The organism is Kitasatospora sp. NPDC029367 (genome assembly GCF_055569135.1).
Genome location: NZ_JBVHYH010000032.1, coordinates 28,496 through 54,563, shown reverse-complemented (window position 1 = coordinate 54,563; position 26,068 = coordinate 28,496). Strand labels below are relative to the sequence as shown.

Here is a 26,068-nt window from a genome sequence, read left to right as displayed (position 1 = left end):
AGGACAGCCCGGCGCTCGCGAGAGCCTGGCGGATCACCCGCTGCTGCGAAGGCCCGTTCGGCGCGGTGAGCCCGTTCGACGCGCCGTCCTGGTTCACCGCGCTCCCCCGCAGGACCGCGAGGACGGTGTGCCCGTTGCGGCGGGCGTCCGACAGGCGCTCCAGCACCACCATGCCGACGCCCTCGCCCCAGCCGACGCCGTCCGCCGCCTCGGCGAAGGCCTTGCTGCGGCCGTCGGCGGCGAGGCCGCGCTGGCGGGAGAACTCGACGAAGGTCGCCGGAGTGGACATCACCGTGACACCACCGGCCAGCGCCAGCGTGCACTCACCGCTGCGCAGGGCCTGCGCCGCCAGGTGCATCGCGACGAGGGACGACGAGCAGGCCGTGTCGACCGTGACCGCCGGGCCTTCGAGGCCGAGGGTGTAGGACACCCGGCCGGACGCCACGCTGCCGGCGCTGCCGCTGCCCTGGTGGCCCTCGAACTCACCGCCGCCGAGCAGGTTCGCGTAGTCGGCGTACATGACGCCCGCGAAGACGCCCGTCCGGCTGCCGCGCAGCGTCGTCGGGTCGATGCCGGCCCGCTCGAAGGCCTCCCAGGAGGTTTCCAGCAGCAAGCGCTGCTGCGCGTCGGTCGCGAGGGCCTCGCGCGGGCTCATCCCGAAGAACGCCGCGTCGAACGCCGCCGCCTCCCGCAGGAACCCGCCCGTGCGGGTGTAGGACGTGCCGCTGTGGTCCGGGTCCGGGTCGTAGAGGGCCTCGACGTCCCAGCCGCGGTCGGCCGGGAACTCCGAAACCGCGTCCACCCCGTCGGCCAGCAGCCGCCACAGGTCCTCCGGCGACGCCACGCCGCCGGGGTAGCGGCAGGCCATCCCGATCAGCACGATCGGGTCGTCGGACGGGAGGGACGGGACCGCCGGCGCGAGGTCCGTCGTCTCGGCGGCGCCGAACAGGCCCTCCAGCAGGAACCCGGCGAGCGCGCGGGCGGTCGGGTAGTCGAAGACGACGGTGGCCGGGAGCTGGAGACCGGTCACGGTCCGCAGCCGGTTACGCAGCTCGACCGCCGTCAGCGAGTCGAAGCCGAGGTCCTGGAAGGCCTTCGACGGCTCCACCGTCGAGCGCTCCCCGTGGCCGAGCACGAGCGCGATCTGGTCGCGCACCAGGTCCAGGACGGCCTCGTGCCGCGCGTCACCGCCCAGGCCCGACAGCCGCCGGGTCAGGTCGACCGCTGCGGGAGTCGCGGCCGCCCGGCGGGCGGGGGTCCTGATCAGGCCGCGCAGGAGGGCGGGGACGTCGCCCCGGTCGCGCAGGGCGGGCAGGTCGAGCCGGGCGGGCAGGACGGCCGGCTCGGCGCCGGTGGCGACCGCGTCGAACAGGGCCAGTCCGCGCTCCGGGTCGAGCGGAGGCACGCCGGCGCGGGTCATCCGCTCGCGCTCGGCGGTGGTGAGGGTGCCGGTCATGCCGGCCACGTCCGACCACGGCCCCCAGGCGAGGGAGACGGCGGGGAGACCTTGCGAGCGGCGGTGGACGGCCAGGGCGTCCAGGTAGGCGTTGCCCGCCGCGTAGGCGGCCTGCCCCGCGCTGCCGAACGTACCGGCGACGGAGGAGAACAGGACGAAGGCCGCGACGTTCCCGGCGGCCATGTGGAGGTTCCACGCCGCGTCCGCCTTCGGGCGCAGGACAGCCGAAACGCGCTCGGCGGTCAGGGACCCGATCACGCCGTCGTCGAGCACGCCGGCCGTGTGGACGACCGCACGGATCCCGTGCCGGGCGAACAGGTCCGCCACCGCCGCCGGGTCGGCGACATCGCACGCCTCGACCTTCGCCCCGGCCCCGAGCTCCGCCAGCAGCGCGTCGACGCCCTCGGCATCCGCACCACGGCGGCTCACCAGCAGCAGATCGCGCACCCCGTGCTCGGCCACCAGGTGCCGGGCCACGAGCCGGCCGAGGCCGCCCGTGCCACCGGTGATCAGAACCGTGCCCTCGGCCGGCCACGCCACCGGTTCGACCGGCGTCTCCATCCGGGCAAGGCGCGCCGCGAGGACCTCACCGTCCCGGACGAGCAACTGCGGCTCGTCCAGGCCCAGGACCTCCGACGGCAGCTCCTCCGAGCCCGCCAGATCCACCAGACCGAACCGGCCCGGCTCCTCCGACATCGCCGACCGCACCAGACCCCACACCGCAGCACCCGGCAGGTCCTCACCCGCCACCACACCGCGGGACACGAACACCAGCCGCGACCCGGCGAAACGCTCCTCCGCCAGCCAACCCTGCACCAGCTCCAACACCCGGGCCGTCCCCGCGTGCACCTCGTCCGCGACCGTCTCGACCACCACCACCGGCGGAACGGCCTCCGGCACCTCCGCCAACGACCCGACCACCACGAACTCCGGCGCGGCGGACACCTTCACCGGCACCCAGTCCACCCGGAACAACGCGTCCCGGCCCGTCTTCGTACCGGTCGCGAGCTGCTCGGCCGCGATCGGACGCACCGTCAGTGCGCCGACCGAGGCCACCGGCCTGCCGTCGGTGTCGGCCACGGCCACCGCGAGCGCGCCCGAGGCCGACCGCGTCAGCCGCACCCGCACCGACGACGCGCCGGAGGCGTGCAGCACGACGTCCTCCCACACGAACGGCACGCCGCCGCCCCCGCCGGAGCCCACCAGGGCGAAGGCGTGAAGGCAGGCATCGAACAGCGCCGGGTGCAGGCCGAAGCCGCTGCCGTCGGTGCCCTCCGGCAGGGCGACCTCCGCGAAGAGCTCCTCTCCGCGCCGCCAGGCTGCCCGCACCCCCTGGAACGCCGGGCCGTACCCGAACCCGGCCTCCGCCAGGCCCTCGTACAGCCCGGCCGCGTCGACCTCCTCGGCACCGGCCGGCGGCCACACCGAGGCGTCGAACTCCGCCGGTGCCGCGCCCGAGCCCAGCACGCCGCTCGCGTGCAGGGTCCAGACCGGCTCCGGGCCGGTGTCCGCCGTGGAGTGGATGCCGATCGCACGGCGTCCGGCGTCGTCCGGCTCGGCCAGACGCACCTGGATCCGGACGGCGCCGTCCTCGGGCAGGACCAGCGGCGCAGCCATGGTCAGCTCCTCGACCAGGTCGCAGCCGACCTCGTCCCCGGCGCGCACGGCCAGTTCCACCAGCGCCGTGCCCGGCACCAGGACCGAGCCCAGGACGACGTGGTCCGCCAGCCACCCGTGCGAGCGGGCCGACAGCCTGCCGGTGAACACCAACCCCTCGGTGCCCGCCAGTTCGAGCGAACCGCTGAGCAGCGGGTGGTCGGCGTTGCGGAGCCCGGCGGACTCGGCCGTCGGGAAGGGCGCCGGGGTGTCGGTCCAGAAGCGGCGGTGCTGGAAGGCGTACGTCGGCAGGTCGATCCGGCGGCCGCCCGCGCCGGCGTGGAAGGCGGACCAGTCCACCGGGACGCCGAGCACGTGCAGGCGGGCGAGTGCCTCGACGACGGTCCGTTCCTCGGCGCGGCCGCGGCGCAGCGCCGGAACGGCCTCGGCCTCGCTGTCGGGCAGCGCGCTCACGGCGAGCGCGGTGAGGACGGCGTCGGGGCCGAGTTCGAGGAAGCGGCGGACGCCGGCGGCTTCCAGCGTTCGGACGCCGTCGGCGAAGCGGACGGCCTCGCGGACGTGACGGACCCAGTACTCGGGCCCCTGGATCCCTTCCGCCGGCGCGCCGGTCAGGTTGGAGACCAGCGGGATCGACGGCGCGTGGTAGCTCAGGCCGTCGAGTACGGAACGGAAGTCCGCCAGCATCGGGTCCATCAGCGGCGAGTGGAAGGCGTGGGAGACCCGCAGGCGCGTCGTGCGCCGATCGGCGAAGTGCGCCTCGATCGCCGTGACGGCGTCCTCGGCTCCCGAGACGACGATCGAGCGCGGACCGTTGATCGCGGCGATCGACACCTGCTCGCCCAGCAGCGGCAGGACCTCGCCCTCCGTCGCCTGGACGGCGAGCATCGCGCCGCCCCCAGGCAGGGCCTGCATCAGCCGGCCACGAGCGTTCACCAGCGTGCAGGCGTCGGCCAGGTCGAACACCCCCGCGACGTGCGCCGCGGCCACCTCACCGATCGAATGCCCGGCCAGGAACTCGGCCCGGACGCCCAGCGATTCGACGAGCCGGTACAGTGCCACCTCCACCGCGAACAGTGCGGCCTGAGCGTACGCGGTCCGGTTCAGCAGCTCCGCGTCCGAACCCCACACCACCTCGCGCAGGGCCGGGTCCAGTTCCGCGCACACCTCGTCGAAAGCCCGGGCGAACGCCGGGAACCGGGCGTACAACTCCCGTCCCATCCCCAGCCGTTGCGAGCCCTGACCCGAGAAGAGGAACGCCGTCCGTCCGCTGCGCGCGACGCCGGTCGGCGCCTCGCCGTCCGCCACCGCCCGCAGGCCGGCCAGGAGTTGTTCGCTCCCGTCGCCGACCACGGCCGCGCGGTGTTCGAGCGCCGCGCGGGTCGTCGCCAGCGAGTACGCGATGTCCACCGGCCGGGCCTCGTCGGCGACGGCGAGCAGGCGGCCCGCCTGTGCCCGCAGGGCCTCCGGGGTCGCGGCGGACAGCAGCCACGGCACGACTCCCGGCTCGACCTCCGGCTCCTCCGGCTTCTCCGGCTCCTCCGGGGACGGGACGGCTGCCGGGGCCTCCTCGATGATCACGTGGGCGTTGGTCCCGCTGATGCCGAAGGACGAGACGCCGGCCCGGCGCGGCCGGTCGCCCGGGGCCCACGGCCGGGGCTCGGTCAGGAGCCGGACGGCCCCCGCCGACCAGTCCACGTTCGCACTCGGCTCGTCCACGTGCAGCGTCGACGGCAGCTCGCCGTTGTGCATCGCGAGCACCATCTTGATCACGCCGGCGACGCCGGCCGCGGCCTGGGTGTGCCCGATGTTCGACTTGATCGAGCCCAGGAGCAGCGGCCGTTCGCGGTCCTGCCCGTAGGTCGCGAGCAGCGCCTGGGCCTCGATCGGGTCGCCCAGCGTCGTGCCCGTGCCGTGCGCCTCGACCACGTCGACCTGATCGGCCCCGAGGCGGGCGTTGGCGAGCGCCTGCCGGATCACCCGCTGCTGCGACGGACCGTTCGGCGCCGTCAGCCCGTTCGACGCACCGTCCTGGTTCACCGCGCTGCCGCGCACGAGCGCGAGCACCGGGTGCCCGTTGCGCAGCGCGTCCGACAGCCGTTCGACGACCAGGAAGCCCGCGCCCTCCGCGAAGCCCGTGCCGTCGGCGGCGGTCGCGAACGACTTGCACCGCCCGTCGGGCGCGAGCGCCCCCTGCCGGCCGAACTCGGCGAACACGCCGGGTGTGGCCATGACCGTCACGCCGCCGGTGATCGCGAGCGAGCAGTCGCCCTGGCGCAGTGCCTGGGCGGCCAGGTGCAGGGCGACCAGGGAGGAGGAGCAGGCGGTGTCGACGGCGACGGCCGGGCCCTCCAGCCCGAGTTCGTACGAGACGCGGCCGGCCACCACGCTGCCGTTGCCGTCGCTGCCCGGGTAGTCGTGGTACATCACGCCGGTGAAGACGCCGGTGCGGGTGCCGCGCAGGCCGCCGGGGTCGATGCCGGCACGCTCCAGGGCCTCCCAGGCGAGCTCCAGCGTGAGCCGTTGCTGAGGGTCCATGGCGAGGGCCTCGCGGGGGGAGATCCCGAAGAAGCCCGGGTCGAAGTCCCCGGCGCCGTCGAGGAACCCGCCGGCGTGGGTGTGGGTGGAGTCCTCGGTGCGCAGTGTGGAGAGGTCCCAGCCGCGGTCGGCGGGGAACGGGGAGATGGCGTCCACGCCGGACGTCACCACCTGCCAGAGCTCCTCGGGCGTGGTCACCCCGCCCGGGTAGCGGCAGGCCATGCCGACGATGGCGATCGGGTCGTGACGGCCCTCGGTCGGCGACGGAGCGTCCGTCCCGGCGGCGCCCACCCCGACCCGGTCGCCGGCGAGGTCGAGCAGGGTGTCGACCAGGCCGGCGTCCCGGAGGCGGCGGGTCGGGATCGACCGCAGCGCCGCACGCAGGTCGGCCTCGGCACGGGACGCCTCACCGCTCGCGGCGGCCGTCCGCACCCCTAGTTCGGTGACGATGAGGTCCGCCACCGCCTCGGCGTTCGGGTGGTCGAAGGCAAGTGTCGCGGGCAGGCGCAGGCCGGTGAGGCTGTTGAGGCGGTTGCGCAGGTCGGTCGCGGCGAGGGAGTCGAAGCCGAGCTCCTGGAACGCACGGTCCGGCTCGATCGCGTCGCCCGACTCGTGGCCGAGCAGCCCGGCCACCCGGTCCCGGACGAGGTCCAGGACGATGCGCCGCTGCTCCGCCTCCGTCAGCCCGGCGAGGCGGCCCGCGAGGCCGCCGGCCGGCGCCGGGGCGTGCGCCGCCGTGCGGCGGGCGGCCGGAACGAGGGCACGCAGGAGCGCGGGGACCTCGTCGGTGCGGGCGCGCAGGGCGGCCGCGTCGACCCGGATCGGGACGACGGTGGGGCGCTCGCTGCGCAGACCGGCGGCGAACAGGGCCAGACCGGACTCCCGGGTGAGCGGTGGGACGCCCTGGGCGGCCATGCGGTTGCGGTTGAGCTCCAGGAGCTGCTCGCCGAGGCCGGCGCCGACGTCCCACAGGCCGTAGGCCATCGAGGTGGCGGGCAGGCCGGCGGCGTGGCGGTGGGCGGCGAGGGCGTCGAGGAAGACGTTCGCCGCCGCGTAGTTGCCCTGGCCCGCGGTCAGCACCAGGCCACCCGCGGAGGAGAACATCACGAAGGCGGTCAGGTCGAGATGACCGGTCAACTCGTGCAGGTACCAGGCGCCGTCGACCTTCGGCGCCAGGACGGCGTCCACGCGCTCGGGGGTCAGCGCGCCGACCAGGGCGTTGTCACCGACACCGGCGGCGTGGATCACGGCCGACAGGCCAGGGACCGCCTCGACGAGCGCCGCGACCGCGTCGCGGTCGGCCAGGTCACAGGCACGCACGTCAGCGACAGCCCCCAGGGCGGACAGCTCCGCCACCAGCTCCGCCGAACCAGGCGCCTCCGGGCCACGACGGCTCGTCAGCACCAGGCGGCGCACACCGCACTCGCCGACCAGGTACCGTGCCACGACCGCGCCCAGTCCGCCCGTGCCACCGGTGACCAGCACCGTGTCGTCCGCACCGACCGGCAACGGACCCTCCGGATACGGGAGACGCCCCAGCCGCGGAACACGAACGGCCCCGGCACGAACGGCCGCCTCCGGCTCAGCAGTGACGATCACCTCCCCGTCCGTGTCCAGCAGGGCGAACCGGCCCGGGTTCTCCGCCTGAGCCGCCCGCACCAGACCCCACACCGGAGCCTGCGCCAGATCCACCGCCTCGCCCTCACCCACCGCGACCGCACCCCGCGTCACGACCACCAGACGCGACGCCGCGAAACGCTCCTCCGCGAGCCAGGTCTGCAGGACTTCCAGTACGGCGTGGACGCTCGCGCGGACACCGCTCGGGATGTCCTCGGGGTCCGCGAAGGCACCGCAGTCGAGGACGACCACCTCGGGCGTCGGCTCCCCGGAGTTCGACACGTCCTCCCATCGAGCCCAGGTGCCCTCTGCGGCAGGCGCGTTCGACAGCTCCTCCCACTCGATCCCGTAGAGCGGGTCGACCGGGCCCAGCTGCTCCGCCGACACCGCCCGGCCGACCATCGAGGCCACCGTCAGCACCGGCCCGCCCGCAGGGTCGGCGAGGTCGAGCCGCAGCCCGCCGTCGCCGAGCCGGACGATCCGCACCCGCACCGCGGAGGCGCCGACGACGGACAGGGTCACGCCGGTCCACGCGAACGGGATCATCGTCTCCCGCCCGCCGGCGGCCAGGATCGCGGCGTGCATGGCCGCGTCGAGGAGCGCCGGGTGCACGCCGAAGCCCTCGGCCTCGACGCCCTCCGGCAGGGCGACCTCGGCGAACAGCTCGTCGCCGCGCCGCCAGGCCGCCCGCAGGCCCTGGAACACCGGTCCGTAGCGGAACCCCGTCTCGGCCATCCGCTCGTACGCACCCTCCACCGGCAGCGGCTCCGCGCCGACCGGCGGCCAGACGACAGCGTCGAACGCTCCGGCCTCGGGGGCTCCGGAAGCGGCCAGCGAGCCGGCCGCGTGCCGGACCCATCCGGCGTCCGGATCCCCGTCCGGCCGGGAGTGGATGGTGACCGCACGCCGGTCCGAGGCGTCCGGGCCACCGACCCGCACGTGCAGTTGGACGGCCCCGCGCTCGGGCAGCACCAGCGGTGCGGCCAGGGTCAGGTCCTCCACCAGCTCACAGCCCGCCTCGACGGCGGCACGTAGCGCGAGCTCGACCAGCGCCGCGCCCGGCACCAGGACGGTGTCCAGGACCTGGTGGTCGGCCAACCACGGGTGCGAGTCCAGCGACACCCGACCCGTGAGGAGGAAACCGTCGGTGTCGGACAGGTCGACCGCCGCGCCGAGCAGCGGGTGCTCGAAGGCGTCGACGCCGACCGCGCCCAGGTCGCCGAGCGGGGCCGTCGCGTCGAGCCAGTAACGGCGGCGCTGGAACGCGTAGGTGGGCAGGTCCACCGTCCGGGCTCCGGTGCCGGCGAAGAGGACGGACCAGTCCACCTCGGTCCCGGCCGTGTGCAGCCGGCCGAGCGCGCCGACCAGGCCCGCCTCCTCGTCGCGGTCCGCGTGCAGGGCGGGCACGACGCAGGTGCCGGCAGCGGTCGGGTCGTCCAGGACGCCCTGCACCAGGGCGGTGAGGACGGTGTCGGGGCCGAGTTCGAGGTAGCGGCGGACGCCGGCCTCGTGGAGCGTGCGGACGCCGTCGGCGAAGCGGACGGCCTCGCGGACGTGACGCACCCAGTAGTCGGGGGTCGTGACGTCGCTGTCCAGGGCACCGGTGAGGTTGGAGACCAACGGGATCGAAGGAGCGTGGTACGTCAGCCCGTCGAGGACCTCGCGGAAGTCCTCCAGCATCGGGTCCATCAACGGCGAGTGGAACGCGTGCGAGACGCGAAGCCGGGTCGAGCGGCGGTCGGCGAAGTGCGCCCCGATCGCCGAGACCGCCTCCTCCGCGCCCGAGACGACCACGGACGTCGGGCCGTTGACAGCGGCGATCGACGCCGAGTCGGACAGCAGAGGCAGAACTTCGTCCTCCGTCGCCCGCACGGCGAGCATCGCCCCGCCCGAAGGCAGCGCCTGCATCAGGCGGCCTCGGGCGGTCACCAGGGCGCAGGCGTCGGCCAGACTGAACACTCCGGCGACGTGAGCGGCAGCGACCTCACCGATCGAGTGCCCCGCCACGAACTCCGGTACCACACCCAACGATTCCAGCAGCCGGAACAACGCCACCTCGACCGCGAACAACCCGGCCTGGGCGTACTCCGTCCGGTTCAGCAACTCCGCATCCGAACCCCACACCACCTCACGCAAAGCCGGATCCAGCCCCGCGCACACCTCGTCGAAAGCCCGCGCGGACACCGGGAACCGGGCGTACAACTCCCGCCCCATCCCCAGCCGTTGCGAACCCTGACCGGAGAACAGGAACGCCGTCGCCCCGCCCGCCCGGGCGGACCCGGTGGCCGCACCCGGGGCGAGTTCGCCCCGGCTCAGCGCGTCCAGCCCGGCCAGCAGCTTGTCCCGGTCAGCGCCGAGCAGCACCGCCCGGTGCTCCAGCGCCGGACGCGTCGCGACCAGCGAGTGCGCGACGTCCAGAGCGTCGAGTTCCGGCCGCGTGCCGACGAAGGTCGCGAGCCGCTCGGCCTGCACCCGCAGGGCCTCCGGCGTCGCGGCGGCGAGCAGCCACGGCAGCGTGCCCAACTCCCGCCCGCCGGCGGTAGGTGCGGTGACGGACTCGGGGCCCTGCTCCACGATCACGTGGGCGTTGGTCCCGCTGATCCCGAAAGCGGACACGCCGGCCCGGCGCGGACGGCCGGTCACCGGCCAGTCCCGGGCCTCGGCCAGCAGCTCGACCGCGCCCTCCGACCACTCGACGTGCGGCGAGGGCCGGTCGATGTGCAACGACTTCGGCAGCACGCCGTGCTGCATCGCCAGCACCATCTTGATCACGCCCGCCACCCCGGCCGCCGCCTGCGCGTGCCCGATGTTCGACTTGATCGAGCCCAGCAGCAGCGGGAGTTCACGGTCCTGGCCGTACGTCGCGAGCAGTGCCTGGGCCTCGATCGGGTCGCCCAGCGTCGTCCCCGTCCCATGGGCCTCGACGGCGTCCACGTCCGCCGGGGACAGCCCGGCGCTCGCCAGCGCCTGGCGGATCACCCGCTGCTGGGACGGCCCGTTCGGCGCCGAGAAGCCGTTGCTCGCGCCGTCCTGGTTGACGGCCGTACCGCGGATCACCGCGAGCACCCGGTGGCCGTTCCGCTCCGCGTCGGACAGCCGCTCGACGAGCAGCACCCCGACCCCCTCCGACCAGCCGACGCCGTCCGCCGCGCCCGCGAACGCCTTGCACCGGCCGTCCGCGGACAGCCCCCGCTGCCGCGAGAACTCGATGAACATGCCCGGCGTCGACATCACCGTCGCGCCGCCCGCGAGGGCCAGCGAGCACTCCCCGGTGCGCAGCGCCTGGACCGCCAGGTGCAGGGCGACCAGGGACGAGGAACAAGCCGTGTCCACGGTCACCGCCGGGCCCTCCAGGCCCAGCGTGTAGGACACCCGGCCGGAGACGACACTGCCGCCGCTGGTACCCGAGGGGTTCGTGTTGAGCGCGTAGTCGTGGTACATGACGCCCGCGAAGACGCCCGTCCGGCTGCCGCGCAGGGAGAGTGGGTCGATGCCCGCCCGCTCCAGCGCCTCCCACGAGGTCTCCAGCAGGAGCCGCTGCTGCGGGTCCATGTAGAGGGCCTCACGCGGGGAGATCCCGAAGAATCCGGGGTCGAAGTCGCCGGCTTCGTGCAGGAAGCTGCCGTGACGGGTGTAGCTACGGCCCTCCTTGCCGGGCTCGGGGTCGTAGAGGTGCTCGATGTCCCAGCCGCGGTCGGTCGGCAGCCCGGTGACGGTGTCGACGCCGTCGGCCAGGAGCCGCCACAGCTCCTCGGGCGTGGTCGCGCCGCCGGGGTAGCGGCAGGCCATGCCGACGATCGCGATCGGCTCGTCGGCGGTGCGGGGGCGGACGGCGGCGCCGGTCGTCGGCGTCGTTACCGTGCCCGCGCCGGCCAGGGCGACGAGGTGCTCGGCGACGGCCCGGGCGTTCGGGAAGTCGAAGGCGAGCGTGGCGGGCAGGCGCAGGCCGGTGCGCTTGTTGAGGCGGTTGCGCAGGTCGGTCGCGGCGAGGGAGTCGAAGCCGAGCTCCTGGAACGCGCGCTCGGGCGCGATCGCCTCGGCGGAGGCGTGGCCGAGCACGGCGGCGACCTCCGCGCGCACGAGCTCCAGCGCCAGGCGCCGGCCCTCGCTCTCCCTCAGCCCGGCGAGGCGCCGGGCGAGCCCGGTCTCGGCCGCGCGGCCGCTCGCGGGCAGCTCGGCGCGCCTGCGCGGGGCGGCGAGGGCACGCAGGAGCGCGGGGACCTCGTCGGTGCGGGCCCGCAGGGCGGCGGCGTCGACCCGGATCGGGACGACGGCGGCGCGCCCGCTGCGCAGTCCGGCGGCGAACAGGGCGAGGCCGGTCGCGTGGTCGAGGACGGGGACGCCCTGGGTGGCCATCCGCGCCCGGTCGACGTCCGCGAGGTCGCGGCCGAGGCCGGCGCCGACGTCCCAGAGGCCGTAGGCCAGCGAGGTGGCGGGCAGGCCGGCGGCGTGGCGGTGGGCGGCGAGGGCGTCGAGGAAGACGTTCGCCGCCGCGTAGTTGCCCTGACCGGCGGTCAGCACCAGGCCACCCGCGGAGGAGAAGAGGACGAACGCGGCCAGGTCGAGGTGGCTCGTGAGCTCGTGAAGGAACCACGCACCATCGGCCTTCGGGGCCAGGACCGCATCCATCCGGGCCGGGGTCAGCGCACCCACCAGACCGTTGCCACCCACACCCGCGGCATGGATCACTGCGGACAGGTCCGGAATCGCACCGACCAGCGCCGCCACCGCCTCCCGGTCCGCCATGTCACACGCCCGGACCTCGACGGCAGCACCGAGGGCGGACAGCTCCGCCACCAGCTCCACCGCACCCGGCGCTGCCGAACCACGACGGCTCGTCAGCACCAGGCGACGCACGCCGCACTCGACCACCAGGCAGCGGGCCACCACAGCCCCCAGACCACCCGTACCACCGGTGATCAGCACCGTGTCATCCGCACCGACCGGCAACGGACCCTCCGGCTGCGCCAGCCGGACCAGCCGCGGGACAAGGACGGCCGCGCCGCGGACGGCCGACTCCGGCTCGGCGGTGACGATCACCTCGCCGTCCGTGTCCAGCAGACCGAACCGACCCGGGTTCTCCGCCTGAGCCGCCCGCACCAGGCCCCACACCGGAGCCTGCGCCAGATCCGCGACCGAGCCCGCACCCACGGCCACCGCGCCCCGCGTCACGACCACCAGACGCGACGCCGCGAACCGCTCCTCCGCCAACCACGCCTGCACCACGCGCAGCACGTGCCGTGTCACCTCGCGCACGGCCGCCGGAACGTCGTCGTCCGGGGCGGGCACGGCCGCGCAGTCCAGGACGACGGTCTCGGGAGCCGGGCCCTCGGCGGGCAGGGCGTCCCAGGGCGTCCACCCCGCGCCCGCGTCCGGGGCGGCCGGCAGCTCCGACCACTCGACCGCGTAGAGCGGGTCGGTCGAGCCCAGCTGCTCCGCCGAGACGGCCCGGCCCTTCACGGAGGCCACCGTCAGCACCGGTTCACCCGCCGGATCGGCGAGGTCGAGCCGCAGCCCGCCACCGTCGAGCCGGAGCAGCCGCACCCGCACGGCCGACGCGCCGACGGCGCGCAGCGCGGCACCGGTCCACGCGAACGGGACCACGGTGTCATCGCTCCCGGCGTCCACGATGGCGACGTGCATGGCCGCGTCGAGGAGCGCCGGGTGCACGCCGAAGCCCTCGGCCTCGACGCCCTCCGGCAGCGCGACCTCGGCGAACAGCTCGTCACCGCGCCGCCAGGCCGCCCGCAGGCCCTGGAACACCGGACCGTAGCCGAACCCGGCCTCGGCCATCCGCTCGTACGCACCCTCCACCGGCAACGGCTCCGCGCCGGCCGGCGGCCACACCTCGAAGGCCTCCGTTGCCACCGCTCCGCCGACGGCCAACGAACCGGCCGCGTGCCGGACCCACCCGGCATCCGGATCCCCGTCCGGCCGGGAGTGGATCGTGAGCTCGCGGCTCCCGCCGGCGTCCGGCGTTCCCACACGGAGCTGGAGCTGGAGCGCCCCCTGCTCGGGCAGCACCAGCGGCGCGGCCAGGGTCAGTTCCTCCACCTGATCGCAGCCCACCTCGGCGGCGGCGCGCAGCGCGAGGTCGAGCAGACCGGCGCCGGGGACCAGAACCGCGCCCTGGACGGTGTGGTCGGCCAGCCACGGGAAGGCGGCTGTCGACAGGCGTCCGCTGAGCACCAGCCCGTCCTCGTCGGCCAGGTCGACGGCGGCGCCGAGCATCGGGTGCGTGGTAGCACCGAGGCCGGCGGAGCGGACGTCACCGCCGCGGGCGGCCAGGGGCGCGGGCCAGAAGCGGCTGCGCTGGAAGGCGTACGTCGGCAGGTCGACGGGCCGGGCGCCGGTGCCGGCGAACAGCGCGGCCCAGTCCACCCTGCCGCCGTGGACGTGGAGGCGGGCGAGGGCGTCGACGAGGGTGCGCTCCTCGGCCCGGTTGCGGCGCAGCGCCGGAATGGCCTCGGTGTTCGCGTCCTCGGGCAGGGCGCTCGTGGTGAGGGCGGTGAGGACGGTGTCGGGGCCGAGTTCGAGGTAGCGGCGGACGCCGGCCTCGTGGAGCGTGCGGACGCCGTCGGCGAAGCGGACGGCCTCGCGGACGTGGCGCACCCAGTAGTCGGGCCCCTGGACACCTTCGGCCAGCGTGCCCGTCAGGTTGGAGACCAACGGGATCGACGGCGCGTGGTACGTCAGCCCGTCGAGGACCTCGCGGAAGTCCGCCAGCATCGGGTCCATCAGGGGCGAGTGGAAGGCGTGGGACACCCGCAGGCGGGTCGTCCGGCGGTCGGCGAAGTGAGCCTCGATCGCCGCGACCGCGTCCTCGGCGCCCGAGACGACCACGGATGTCGGGCCGTTGATCGCGGCGATCGACACGCAGTCGGACAGCAGCGGCAGGACTTCGTCCTCCGTCGCCTCCACGGCGAGCATCGCCCCGCCGGAAGGCAGCGCCTGCATCAGCCGGCCTCGGGCGGTCACCAGGGTGCCGGCGTCGGCCAGACTGAACACCCCGGCGACGTGAGCGGCAGCGACCTCACCGATCGAGTGCCCCGCCACGAACTCCGCCCGCACGCCCAGCGACTCTACGAGGCGGTAGAGCGCCACCTCGACGGCGAACAACCCGGCCTGGGCGTGCTCCGTCCGGTTCAGCAACTCCGCGTCCGAACCCCACACCACCTCACGCAAAGCCGGATCCAGCCCCGCGCACACCTCGTCGAAAGCCCGCGCGAACACCGGGAACCGGGCGTACAACTCCCGCCCCATCCCCAGCCGTTGCGATCCCTGACCGGAGAACAGGAACGCCGTCCTGCCGTCGGCCGCCGTGCCCCGGGCCACCTCGACGCCGTCGACGACCACTGCCCGGTGCGGGAAGAGCGACCTCCCGGCCAGGGCGAACGCCACATCGACAGCGGGAAGTTCGTCGAGCTCCGCCAGCCGCGCGAGCTGCGCGTCCAGCGCCGCTTCGGACTTGGCGGACACCACCCAGGGCATCGCCCCGGCCGTCTCCGCAGTATCCCGCGTCACCTCGGGCTCGGCCTGCTCCAGGATCACGTGCGCGTTGGTGCCGCTGATCCCGAAGGACGACACGCCCGCGCGGCGCGGGTGGCCGGTGGCCGGCCACTCGGTGCGCTCGGTGAGCAACTCGACCGCGCCGGCCGTCCAGTCGACGTGCGAGGAGGGCGCGTCCACGTGCAGGGTGCGCGGCAGCAGGCCGTGCTGCATCGCGAGCACCATCTTGATGACGCCCGCGACGCCGGCCGCCGCCTGGGAGTGGCCGATGTTCGACTTGATCGAGCCCAACAGAAGCGGCAGTTCACGGTCCTGGCCGTACGTCGCGAGGAGCGCCTGGGCCTCGATCGGGTCGCCCAGCGTCGTCCCCGTGCCGTGCGCCTCGACGGCGTCCACATCGGCCGTCGAGAGCCCGGCGCTCGCCAGCGCCTGCCGGATCACCCGCTGCTGCGACGGGCCGTTCGGCGCCGTCAAACCGTTGGAGGCACCGTCCTGGTTGACGGCGCTCCCCCGCACAGCTGCCAGCACTCGATGGCCGTTCCGGCGGGCGTCCGACAGGCGCTCCAGCACCACCATGCCGACGCCCTCGCCCCAGCCGACGCCGTCCGCCGCGTCCGCGAACGAACGGCACCGGCCGTCGGCCGAAAGGCCGCCCTGGCGCGAGAACTCCACGAAGGTGTTCGGCGTCGACATCACCGTGACGCCACCAGCCAGCGCCAGCGAGCACTCACCGCCCCGCAGCGCCTGCGCCGCCAGGTGCATCGCCACCAGCGACGACGAGCACGCCGTGTCCACCGTCATCGCCGGACCCTCCAGGCCCAGCGTGTAGGAGACGCGGCCCGAGGCCACGCTTCCCGCGCTGCCACTGCCCTGGTAGCCCTCGAACTCGCCACCCCCCAACAGGCTCGCGTAGTCCGCGTACATCACACCCGCGAACACGCCCGTCCGGCTGCCGCGCAGCGACACCGGGTCGATGCCCGCCCGCTCGAAGGCCTCCCAGGAGGTCTCCAGCAACAGGCGCTGCTGCGCGTCCGTCGCCAGCGCCTCGCGCGGGCTCATCCCGAAGAACTCGTGGTCGAACTCGCCTGCGGTGTGCAGGAATCCACCGGAGCGCGTGTAGGACGTCCCGATGTGCTCCGGGTCCGGGTCGTAGAGGGTCTCGACGTCCCAGCCACGGTTCGTCGGGAAGCCGGAGACCGCGTCGACGCCGTCGGCCACCAGCCGCCACAGGTCCTCCGGCGACTCGACGCCGCCCGGGTAGCGGCAGGCCATGCCGACGATCACGATCGGGTCGTCCGTCGACGCCGGCAGCGCCTCGGGGGCGTGGACGACGCTCTCGGCGCCGAACAGGCCCTCCAGCAGGAAGTCGGCCAGGACACTCGCCGTCGGGTAGTCGAAGACGACGGTGGCCGGGAGCTGGAGACCGGTCACGGTCCGCAGCCGGTTGCGCAGCTCGACCGCCGTCAGCGAGTCGAAGCCGAGGTCCTGGAACGCCTTCGACGGGTCGACCGCCGAGCCGGCCTCGTGGCCGAGCACGAGGGCGATCTGGTCGCGCACCAGGTCCAGGACGGTCGCCCGGCGCTCGTCGGCTCCCAGGCCCGACAACCGCTGTGCCAGGCCGGCCGACACGGCCGAACCGGCGACGACGGCACGCCGCACCCGGCTCCGCACCAGGCCGCGCAGCAGCGCGGGCACCTCGCCGTGCGCGGCCACCGCCGCGAGGTCGAGGCGGACCGGCAGCACGGCCGGGTGGCCGGCGGCGAGCGCCGTGTCCAAGAGCGCGACGCCCTGGTCCGGGGCGATGGCCGGGAGGCCGAGCCGGGCGATGCGTTCGGCCTCGGCGGCGGTGAGGGTGCCGGTCATGCCGGCTACGTCCGACCACGGCCCCCAGGCGAGGGAGACGGCGGGGAGACCTTGCGAGCGGCGGTGGACGGCCAGGGCGTCCAGGTAGGCGTTGCCCGCCGCGTAGGCGGCCTGCCCGGCGCTGCCGAACGTACCGGCCATCGACGAGAACAGGACGAACGCGTCGACGTTCGTGGCGGCGCGGTGCAGGTTCCACGCCGCATCCGCCTTCGGACGCAGGACGGCGGAGACCCGCTCGGCGGTCAGCGAGCCGATCACACCGTCGTCGAGCACGCCGGCCGTGTGGACGACGGCCCGGATGTCGTGACGCGCGAACAGCTCGGCCACAACGGCCTCGTCGGCCACGTCACAGGCCTCGACAACCGCTCCTGCGCCCAGCTCCGCCAGCAGTTCCCCGACACCCTCGGCATCCGCACCGCGACGGCTCACCAGCACCAGGTCGCGCACACCGTGCTCGGCCACCAGGTGCCGGGCCACGACCCGGCCCAGACCGCCCGTACCGCCGGTGATCAGGACCGCACCCTCACTCGGCCACGCCACCGCATCCGCCACTGCTTCCGTACGGACCAGGCGCGCCGCAAGGACCTCACCGTCGCGGACGAGCAGCTGCGGCTCGTCCGATCCCAAGGCCTCGGAGGGCAGTTCCTCCGAGCCCGCCAGATCCACCAACCCGAAGCGGCCCGGCTCCTCGGTGATCGCCGAGCGGAGAAGACCCCACGCCGCAGCGCCCGGCAGGTCCTCACCCGCCACCACACCACGGGACACGAACACCAGCCGCGACCCGGCGAAACGCTCCTCCGCCAGCCAACCCTGCACCAACTCCAGCACGCGGGCCGTCCCCGCGTGCACCTCGTCGACGGCAGTCTCGATCACCACCACCGGCGGAACGGCCTCCGGCACCTCCGCCAACGACCCGACCACCACGAACTCCGGCGCGACGGACACCTTCACCGGCACCCAGTCCACCCGGAACAACGCGTCCCGAGCCGCCACCGACTCCCCGCCCGCCACCGCGCGCACGACCAGCGACCCCACGGACGCCACCGGCAGGCCCTCGGTATCGGCGATCACGAGCGACACCCCGCCGCCCGCCACCGGCGTCAGCCGCACCCGGACCGCCGATGCGCCGGACGCGTGCAACGCCACGTTCTCCCACCCGAACGGCACACCGCGCTCGTCGGACCCGGTGAGCGCGAACGCGTGGAGGCACGCGTCGAAGAGCGCCGGGTGCAGGCCGTAGCCCGCACCCTCCGTGCCCTCCGGCAGGGTGACCTCCGCGAAGACCTCGTCCCCGCGCCGCCAGGCCGCACCGAGCCCCCGGAACGCCGGGCCGTACCCGAACCCGGCCTCCGCCAGGCCCTCGTACAGCCCGGTCAGGTCGACCGCCTCGGCCCCCGCCGGCGGCCACACGGCCGCCTCGAACGGTGCGGGCGTCGCGCCCGTCCCCAGCAGACCGGTCGCATGCAGGGTCCAGTCCGTCCCGTCCGCGTCGTCCGGCCGGCCGTGCACGGTGAGCGCGCGGCGCCCGGCCGCGTCCGGCTCACCGACCCACACCTGCACGCGCACGCCGCCCCGCTCGGGCAGGACCAGCGGCGCGGCCAGCGTCAGCTCCTCGACCAGGTCGCAGCCGACCTCGTCCCCGGCGCGCACGGCCAGCTCGACCAGCGCCGTGCCCGGCACCAGGACCGAACCCATGACCACGTGGTCCGCGAGCCACCCGTGCGACCCGGCCGACAACCGGCCGGTGAACAGGTAGCCGTCCGTGTTGACGAGCTCGACGGCCGCGCCGAGCAGCGGGTGCTCGGCCGCACCGAGTCCCGCGAGCCGGACGTCGCCACCGCGCGCGAGGGTGACGGCTGGCCAGTAGTGCCGGTGCTGGAACGCATAGGTGGGCACGTTGGCAGAGCGCGCGCCGGTCCCGGCGAAGAGGGCGGGCCAGTCGACTCGCGCGCCGGTGACGTGCAGGCGGGCGAGGGCGGTCAGGACGCTGGTGTCCTCGTCCTGGTCCTTGCGGAGGACCGAGGCCAGCACGGCCTCGTCGGACAGGGAGGAGGCCGCCAGAGCCGTCAGGACACCGTCGGGGCCGAGCTCCAGGAAACGCGTCACGCCCGCCGCCTCCAGCGTGCGGATCCCGTCGGCGAAGCGGACGGCCTCGCGGACGTGGCGCACCCAGTAGTCGGGGGTCGTGAAGTCGCTGTCCAAGGCGCCGGTGAGGTTGGAGACCAGCGGGATCGAAGGGGCCTGGTAGGTCAGGCCGTTCAGGACCTCGCGGAAGTCCGCCAGCATCGGGTCCATCAAGGGCGAGTGGAAGGCGTGGGAGACGCGAAGGCGGGTCGTCCGGCGGTCGGCGAAGTGCGCCTCGATCCGCGAGACGGCCTCCTCCGCGCCCGAGACGACCACGGACGTCGGGCCGTTGACGGCCGCGATCGACACCAACTCACCCAGCAACGGAAGGACTTCGTCCTCCGTCGCCTGCACGGCCAGCATCGCACCGCCCTCCGGCAGCGCCTGCATCAAACGGCCCCGCGCACGCACCAGCGCGCAGGCGTCCTCCAGCGAGAACACCCCGGCGACGTGCGCCGCCGCCACCTCACCGATCGAGTGTCCGGCCACGAACTCCGGTACCACACCCAACGATTCCAGCAGGCGGAACAACGCCACCTCGACCGCGAACAACCCCGCCTGGGCATGCTCCGTCTGATTCAGCAGCTCCGCATCGTCACCCCACACCACGTCCCGGACAGAAAGCTCCAGCGCGTCGCACACCTCGTCGAAAGCCGACGCGAACACCGGGAACCGGGCATACAACTCCCGCCCCATCCCCAACCGCTGCGACCCCTGCCCCGAGAACAGGAACGCCGTCCCGCCGTCGGCCGCGACTCCCCGGGCCACCTCGACGCCGTCCACGAGCACCGCCCGGTGCGGGAAGACCGTCCGCCCGGCCAGCGTGAACGCCACATCGACCGCCGGAAGTTCACCAATCCCGGCCAGTCGTGCCACCTGCCCGTCCAGCGCAGCCTCGGACCTCGCGGACACCACCCAGGGCATCGCCCCCGCCGCCTCCGCAGTATCCCGCGTCACCTCGGGCTCGCCCTGCTCCAGGATCACGTGCGCGTTGGTCCCGCTGATCCCGAAGGACGACACGCCCGCCCGGCGCGGACGGCCGGCCTCCGGCCACTCCTGGGCCTCGGCCAGCAGTTCCACCGCGCCGGCCGTCCAGTCGACGTGCGAGGAGGGCGCGTCCACGTGCAGCGTGCGCGGCAGCAGGCCGTGCTGCATCGCCAGCACCATCTTGATCACGCCCGCCACCCCGGCCGCCGCCTGCGCGTGCCCGATGTTCGACTTGATCGAGCCCAACAGCAGCGGCAGTTCACGGTCCTGGCCGTACGTCGCGAGCAGCGCCTGGGCCTCGATCGGGTCGCCCAGCGTCGTCCCCGTGCCGTGCGCCTCGACGGCGTCCACATCGGCCGTCGAGAGCCCGGCGCTCGCCAGCGCCTGCCGGATCACCCGCTGCTGCGACGGGCCGTTCGGCGCCGTCAAACCGTTGGACGCGCCGTCCTGGTTCACGGCCGAGCCGCGCAGGACCGCCAGTACCCGGTGCCCGTTCCGCCGGGCGTCCGACAGGCGCTCCAGCACCACGACGCCGACGCCCTCGCCCCAGCCCACGCCGTCCGCCGCGTCCGCGAACGAACGGCACCGGCCGTCGGCCGAAAGGCCGCCCTGGCGCGAGAACTCCACGAAGGTGTTCGGCGTCGACATCACCGTGACGCCACCAGCCAGCGCCAGCGAGCACTCACCGCTGCGCAGCGCCTGCGCCGCCAGGTGCATCGCCACCAGCGACGACGAGCACGCCGTGTCCACCGTCACCGCCGGCCCCTCGAAGCCGAAGGTGTAGGACACCCGGCCGGAGGCGACGCTGGGGGCGCTGCCGTTGCCCCGGAAGCCCTCGAACTCCTCGCCGTCCAGCAGCGAGCGGTAGTCGGTGTACATGATGCCCGCGAAGACGCCCGTCCGGCTGCCGCGCAGCGACACCGGGTCGATGCCGGCCCGCTCGAAGGCCTCCCACGAGGTCTCCAGCAGCAGGCGCTGCTGCGCGTCGGTGGCCAGCGCCTCGCGCGGGCTCATCCCGAAGAACTCGGGGTCGAACTCCCCGGCGTCGTGCAGGAACGCGCCGCGCCGGGTGTAGGACGTGCCGGGGACGGACCGGTCCTCGCTGTGGAGCGAGTCGAGGTCCCAGCCGCGGTTCACCGGGAAGTCGGACACCGCGTCGACGCCGTCGGCCACCAGCCGCCACAGGTCCTCCGGCGACTCGACGCCGCCCGGGTAGCGGCAGGCCATGCCCACGATGACCACCGGGTCGTCCGACAGGACCGGGAGCGCGGCCGGGAGTTCGTCGGCCTCCTCGGCGCCGAACAGGCCCTCCAGGACGAAGCCGGCCAGCGCGTTGGCCGTCGGGTAGTCGAACACCACCGTGGCCGGAAGCTGGAGACCGGTCGCCGACCGCAGCCGGTTGCGCAGTTCGACCGCCGTCAGCGAGTCGAAGCCGAGGTCCTGGAACGCCCGCGACGGGTCGACGACCGAGCCGCCCTCGTGCCCGAGGACTGCGGCGATCCGGTCGCGTACGAGCTCCAGGACGGTCGCCCGCCGCTCGGCCTCGCCCAGGCCGAACAGCCGCTGCGCCAGACCGGCCGAAGCGGCCGAACCCGCGACCACCGCGCGCCGGACCCGTCCGCGCACCAGTCCGCGCAGCAGGGCGGGCACCGAGTCCTGGGCCCGCAGCGCCGCGAGGTCCAGCCGGACCGGCAGGATCGCGGGCTCGCCCGCCGCGAGCGAGGCGTCGAACAGCGCAGCGCCGTCGGCCGGGGTGAGCTCCGGCATGCCCGAGCGGGCGATCCGGAGCAGGTCGACCTCGGCAAGCGTGCCGATCATGCCGCCGTCGCGGGTCCACGGGCCCCAGGCCTGCGAGACGGCGGGCAGGCCGAGCGAGCGGCGGTGGACGGCCAGGGCGTCCAGGTAGGCGTTGCCCGCCGCGTAGCCGGCCTGGCCCGGGCCACCGAAGACGCCGGAGACGGAGGAGAACAGGACGAAGGCCGCCAACTCCCGGTCCTTCGTGGCCTCGTGCAGGTTCCAGGCGGCGTCCGTCTTCGGACGCAGGACGGCGGAGACCCGCTCGGCGGTCAGGGAGCCGATGACGCCGTCGTCGAGCACGCCGGCCGTGTGGACGACGGCGCGGATCTCGTACCGGGCGAAGAGGTCGGCGACGGCGGCCGGATCGGCCACGTCGCAGGCCTCGACGGTCGCTCCTGCGCCCAGCTCCGCCAGCAGCGCGTCGACGCCCTCGGCGTCCGCACCACGGCGGCTCACCAGCAGCAGGTCGCGCACGCCGTGCTCGACGGCCAGGTGCCGGGCGATGACCCGGCCCAGACCGCCCGTACCGCCGGTGATCAGGACCGTACCCTCGCCGGCCCATCCGACCGATTCGCCCGTCGGCTCTGCGCGCACGAGCCTCGCCGCGAGGACCTCGCCGTCCCGGACGAGGAGCTGCGGCTCGTCCAATCCCAGGGCCTCGGAGGGCAGTTCCTCCGAGCCCGCCAGATCCACCAACCCGAAGCGGCCCGGCTCCTCCGACATCGCCGACCGCACCAGACCCCACACCGCAGCACCCGGCAGGTCCTCACCCGCCACCACACCACGCGTCACGAACACCAGCCGCGACCCGGCGAAACGCTCCTCCGCCAGCCAGCCCTGCACCAGCTCCAGCACGCGGGCCGTCCCCGCGTGCACCTCGTCGACGGCAGTCTCGATCACCACCACCGGCGGAACGGCCTCCGGCACCTCCGCCAACGACCCGACCACCACGAACTCCGGCGCAACGGAAGCCTTCACCGGCACCCAGTCCACCCGGAACAGCCCGTCCCGGGCCGCCACCGACTCCCCGCCCGCCACCGCGCGCAGGGCGAGCGACCCCACGGACGCCACCGGCAGGCCCTCGGCGTCGGCGACGGCCACCGCGACGGACTCCTCGCCGGTCCGGGTCACGCGCACGCGCACCGAGGACGCGCCGGAGGCGTGCAGCGACACGTCCTCCCACGAGAACGGCACGACGCCGTGCGGCAACCCGTTGACGGCCGTGACGTGCAGGGCGGCGTCGAGCAGCGCCGGGTGCAGGCCGTAGCCCGTGCCCTCGGTGCCCTCCGGCAGGGCGACGTCGGCGAAGACCTCGTCCCCGCGCCGCCAGGCCGCCCGCAGGCCCTGGAACACCGGACCGTACGCGTAGCCGCCCTCGGCCATGCCCTCGTACAGCCCGGTGAGGTCGACAGCCTCCGCTCCGGCCGGCGGCCACACGGACGTGTCGAACGCGGTGCGCGTCTCCCCCACGGCCAGGACGCCGGTCGCGTGCTGGTCCCAGGCGCGGCCGTCGGCGCCTTCGGGCCGGGAGGCGATCGTGAAGGTGCGCCGGCCGGTCTCGTCGGTCGCGCCGACGCGCAGCTGCAGTTGGACGCCCTGGTGCTCGGGCAGGACGAGCGGCGCGGCCAGGGTGAGTTCCTCGACGCGGTCGCAGCCGGCCTCGTCCCCGGCGCGGACGGCCAGTTCGAGGAACGCGGTGCCGGGCAGCAGAACGTTGCCGCGCACGACGTGGTCGGCGAGCCAGGGGTGCGACTGCCGGGAGAGCCGGGAGGTGAACAACAGGCCGTCGTCGTCCGAGAGTTCGAGTGAGGCGGAGAGCAGCGGGTGGTCGGCGGTGTCAAGGCCCGCGGCGCCGAGGTCACCGGCGGTCGTGGCGGCCGTGACGGGCCAGTAGCGGCGGCGCTGGAAGGCGTAGGTCGGCAGGTCGACCGGGCGGACGGCAGTGCCGGCGAAGAGGGCGGGCCAGTCGACTCGCGCGCCGGTGACGTGCAGGCGGGCGAGGGCGGTCAGGACGCTCGTGTCCTCGTCCTGGTCCTTGCGGAGGACCGAGGCGAGCACGGCCTCGTCGGACAGAGAGGAGGCCGCCAGAGCCGTCAGGACACCGTCGGGGCCGAGCTCCAGGAAACGCGTCACGCCCGCCGCCTCCAGCGTGCGGACCCCGTCGGCGAAGCGGACGGCCTCGCGGACGTGGCGCACCCAGTACTCGGGAGTCGTGAGGTCGCCATCCAGGGCGCCGGTCAGGTTGGAGACCAGCGGGATCGAAGGGGCCTGGTAGGTCAGGCCGTTCAGGACCTCGCGGAAGTCCTCCAGCATCGGGTCCATCAGCGGCGAGTGGAACGCGTGCGAGACCCGCAGCCGCGTGGTCCGGCGGTCGGCAAAGTGCGCCTCGATCGCCGAGACCGCCTCCTCCGCCCCCGAGACGACCACGGACGTCGGGCCGTTGACGGCCGCGATCGAGACCAACTCGCCCAGCAACGGCAGGACTTCGCCCTCCCTCGCCTGCACGGCCAGCATCGCACCGCCCTCCGGCAGCGCCTGCATCAAACGACCCCGCGCACGCACCAGCGCGCACGCGTCCGCCAGCGAGAACACCCCCGCCACATGTGCCGCCGCGACCTCCCCGATCGAGTGCCCCGCCACGAACTCCGGTACCACACCCAACGATTCCAGCAGCCGGAACAACGCCACCTCGACCGCGAACAACCCCGCCTGGGCATGCTCCGTCCGGTTCAGCAGCTCCGCATCGTCACCCCACACCACGTCCCGCAGAGCGGGATCCAGCTCCGCGCACACGGCATCGAACGCCGACGCGAACACCGGGAACCGGGCGTACAACTCCCGCCCCATCCCCAACCGCTGCGACCCCTGCCCCGAGAACAGGAACGCCGTCCCGCCACCCCGGACCGCGCCCTCGACGACTCCGCCCGAGCCCGCCGCCAGCGCGTCGAGCCCGCGCAGCAGCGCGTCCCGGTCCGAACCGACCACCACGGCCCGGTGGGTGAGCATCGACCGGCTCGTGGCCAGCGCCGCCGCGACGTCCGCGGCCGGCAGGCCCGTCGCGGCCTCGCGCAGTCGGGCGGCCTGGGCGCGCAGCGCCTCCGGCGTCCGGCCGCTGAGCACCCACGGCACGACGGCCGGCGCCGGAGCGGCTTCCGCGGGCTCCTCCGCGACGAACTCGTCCGCCTGCTCCAGGACCACGTGCGCGTTGGTCCCGCTGATTCCGAACGCCGAGACTCCCGCCCGGCGCGGACGGCCGGTCTCCGGCCAGTCCCGGGCCTCCGTCAGCAGCTCGACGGCGCCCGCCGTCCAGTCGACGTGCGAGGACGGCTCGTCGACGTGCAGGGTGGCCGGCAGCAGGCCGGCGCGCAGCGCCATGACGGTCTTGATCACGCCCGCGACCCCGGCCGCCGCCTGCGCGTGGCCGATGTTCGACTTGACGCCGCCGAGGTAGAGCGGCCGGTCGGCGGGCCGGTCCTGCCCGTAGGTGGCGAGCAGGGCCTGGGCCTCGATCGGGTCGCCGAGGGTCGTGCCGGTGCCGTGGGCCTCGACGGCGTCGACCTGGTCGGGGGTGAGGCGGGCGTTGGCGAGCGCGGCCTGGATGACGCGCTGCTGCGAGGGGCCGTTGGGCGCGGTCAGGCGGCTGCTCGCGCCGTCCTGGTTGACGGCGGTGCCCCGGACGACGGCGAGGACCTCGTGCCCCAGGCGCCGGGCGTCCGAGAGCCGCTCGACCAGCAGGACGCCGACGCCCTCGGCCCACGAAGTGCCGTCCGCGCCCTCCGCGAAGGGCTTGCAGCGGCCGTCGGGGGCCAGGCCGCGCTGGCGGGAGAACTCGGTGAACAGGCGGGTGGTCGGCATGACGGCGACGCCGCCGGCGACGGCCATCGAGCACTCGCCGGCGCGCAGCGCGCGGACCGCGAGGTGGAGGGCGACGAGGGCGGAGGAGCACGCGGTGTCGACGGTGACGGCCGGGCCCTCCAGCCCGAGGGTGTAGGCGATGCGGCCGGACAGGACGCTGACGGCGCCGCCGGTGAGGAGGTGGCCCTCGGTCTCCTCGCTCTGACGGGCGAGGGAGCCGTAGTCGGTGTCGGCGCCGCCGATGAACACGCCGGTGTCGCTGCCGCGCAGGGCGGCGGGGGCGATGCGGGCGCGCTCGACGGCCTCCCAGGCGGACTCGAGGAGGAGGCGCTGCTGGGGGTCCATGGCGAGGGCCTCGCGCGGGGCGATGCCGAACAGCTCGGCGTCGAAGTCGGCGACGCCGGCGAGGAAGCCGCCGTGGCGCACGTAGCTCTTGCCGGGGGTGCCCGGGGTGGGGTCGTAGAGGTTCCCGGTGTCCCAGCCGCGGTCCTCGGGGAGCTCGCCGATGGCGTCCGCACCGTCGGCGACGAGCCGCCAGAGGTCCTCCGGGGTGCGGACGCCGCCGGGGTAGCGGCAGGCCATCCCGATGATCGCGATCGGCTCGGCGTCCCTCGCCTCGACGGACTCCAGGCGCTGCTTCGTGCGCCGCAGGTCCGCGGTGACCTTCTTGAGGTAGTCGCGGAGCTTGTCCTCGGAGGTGCTGGCCAT

At 74.7% G+C, this 26,068-nt stretch carries 1 protein-coding gene (only partly in view); it reads right to left on the bottom strand.

Features of this window, described 5'->3' with window-relative positions; translation table 11 throughout:
• Nucleotides 1-26,068, bottom strand: the 5' portion of a protein-coding gene (locus ACZ4W5_RS19155) for an SDR family NAD(P)-dependent oxidoreductase (protein ID WP_465655689.1). Its footprint begins 4,328 nt before the window's first position; 26,068 of the gene's 30,396 nt are visible here — the first part of the coding sequence; it begins with the start codon at nt 26,066-26,068; its stop codon lies off the left edge, out of view.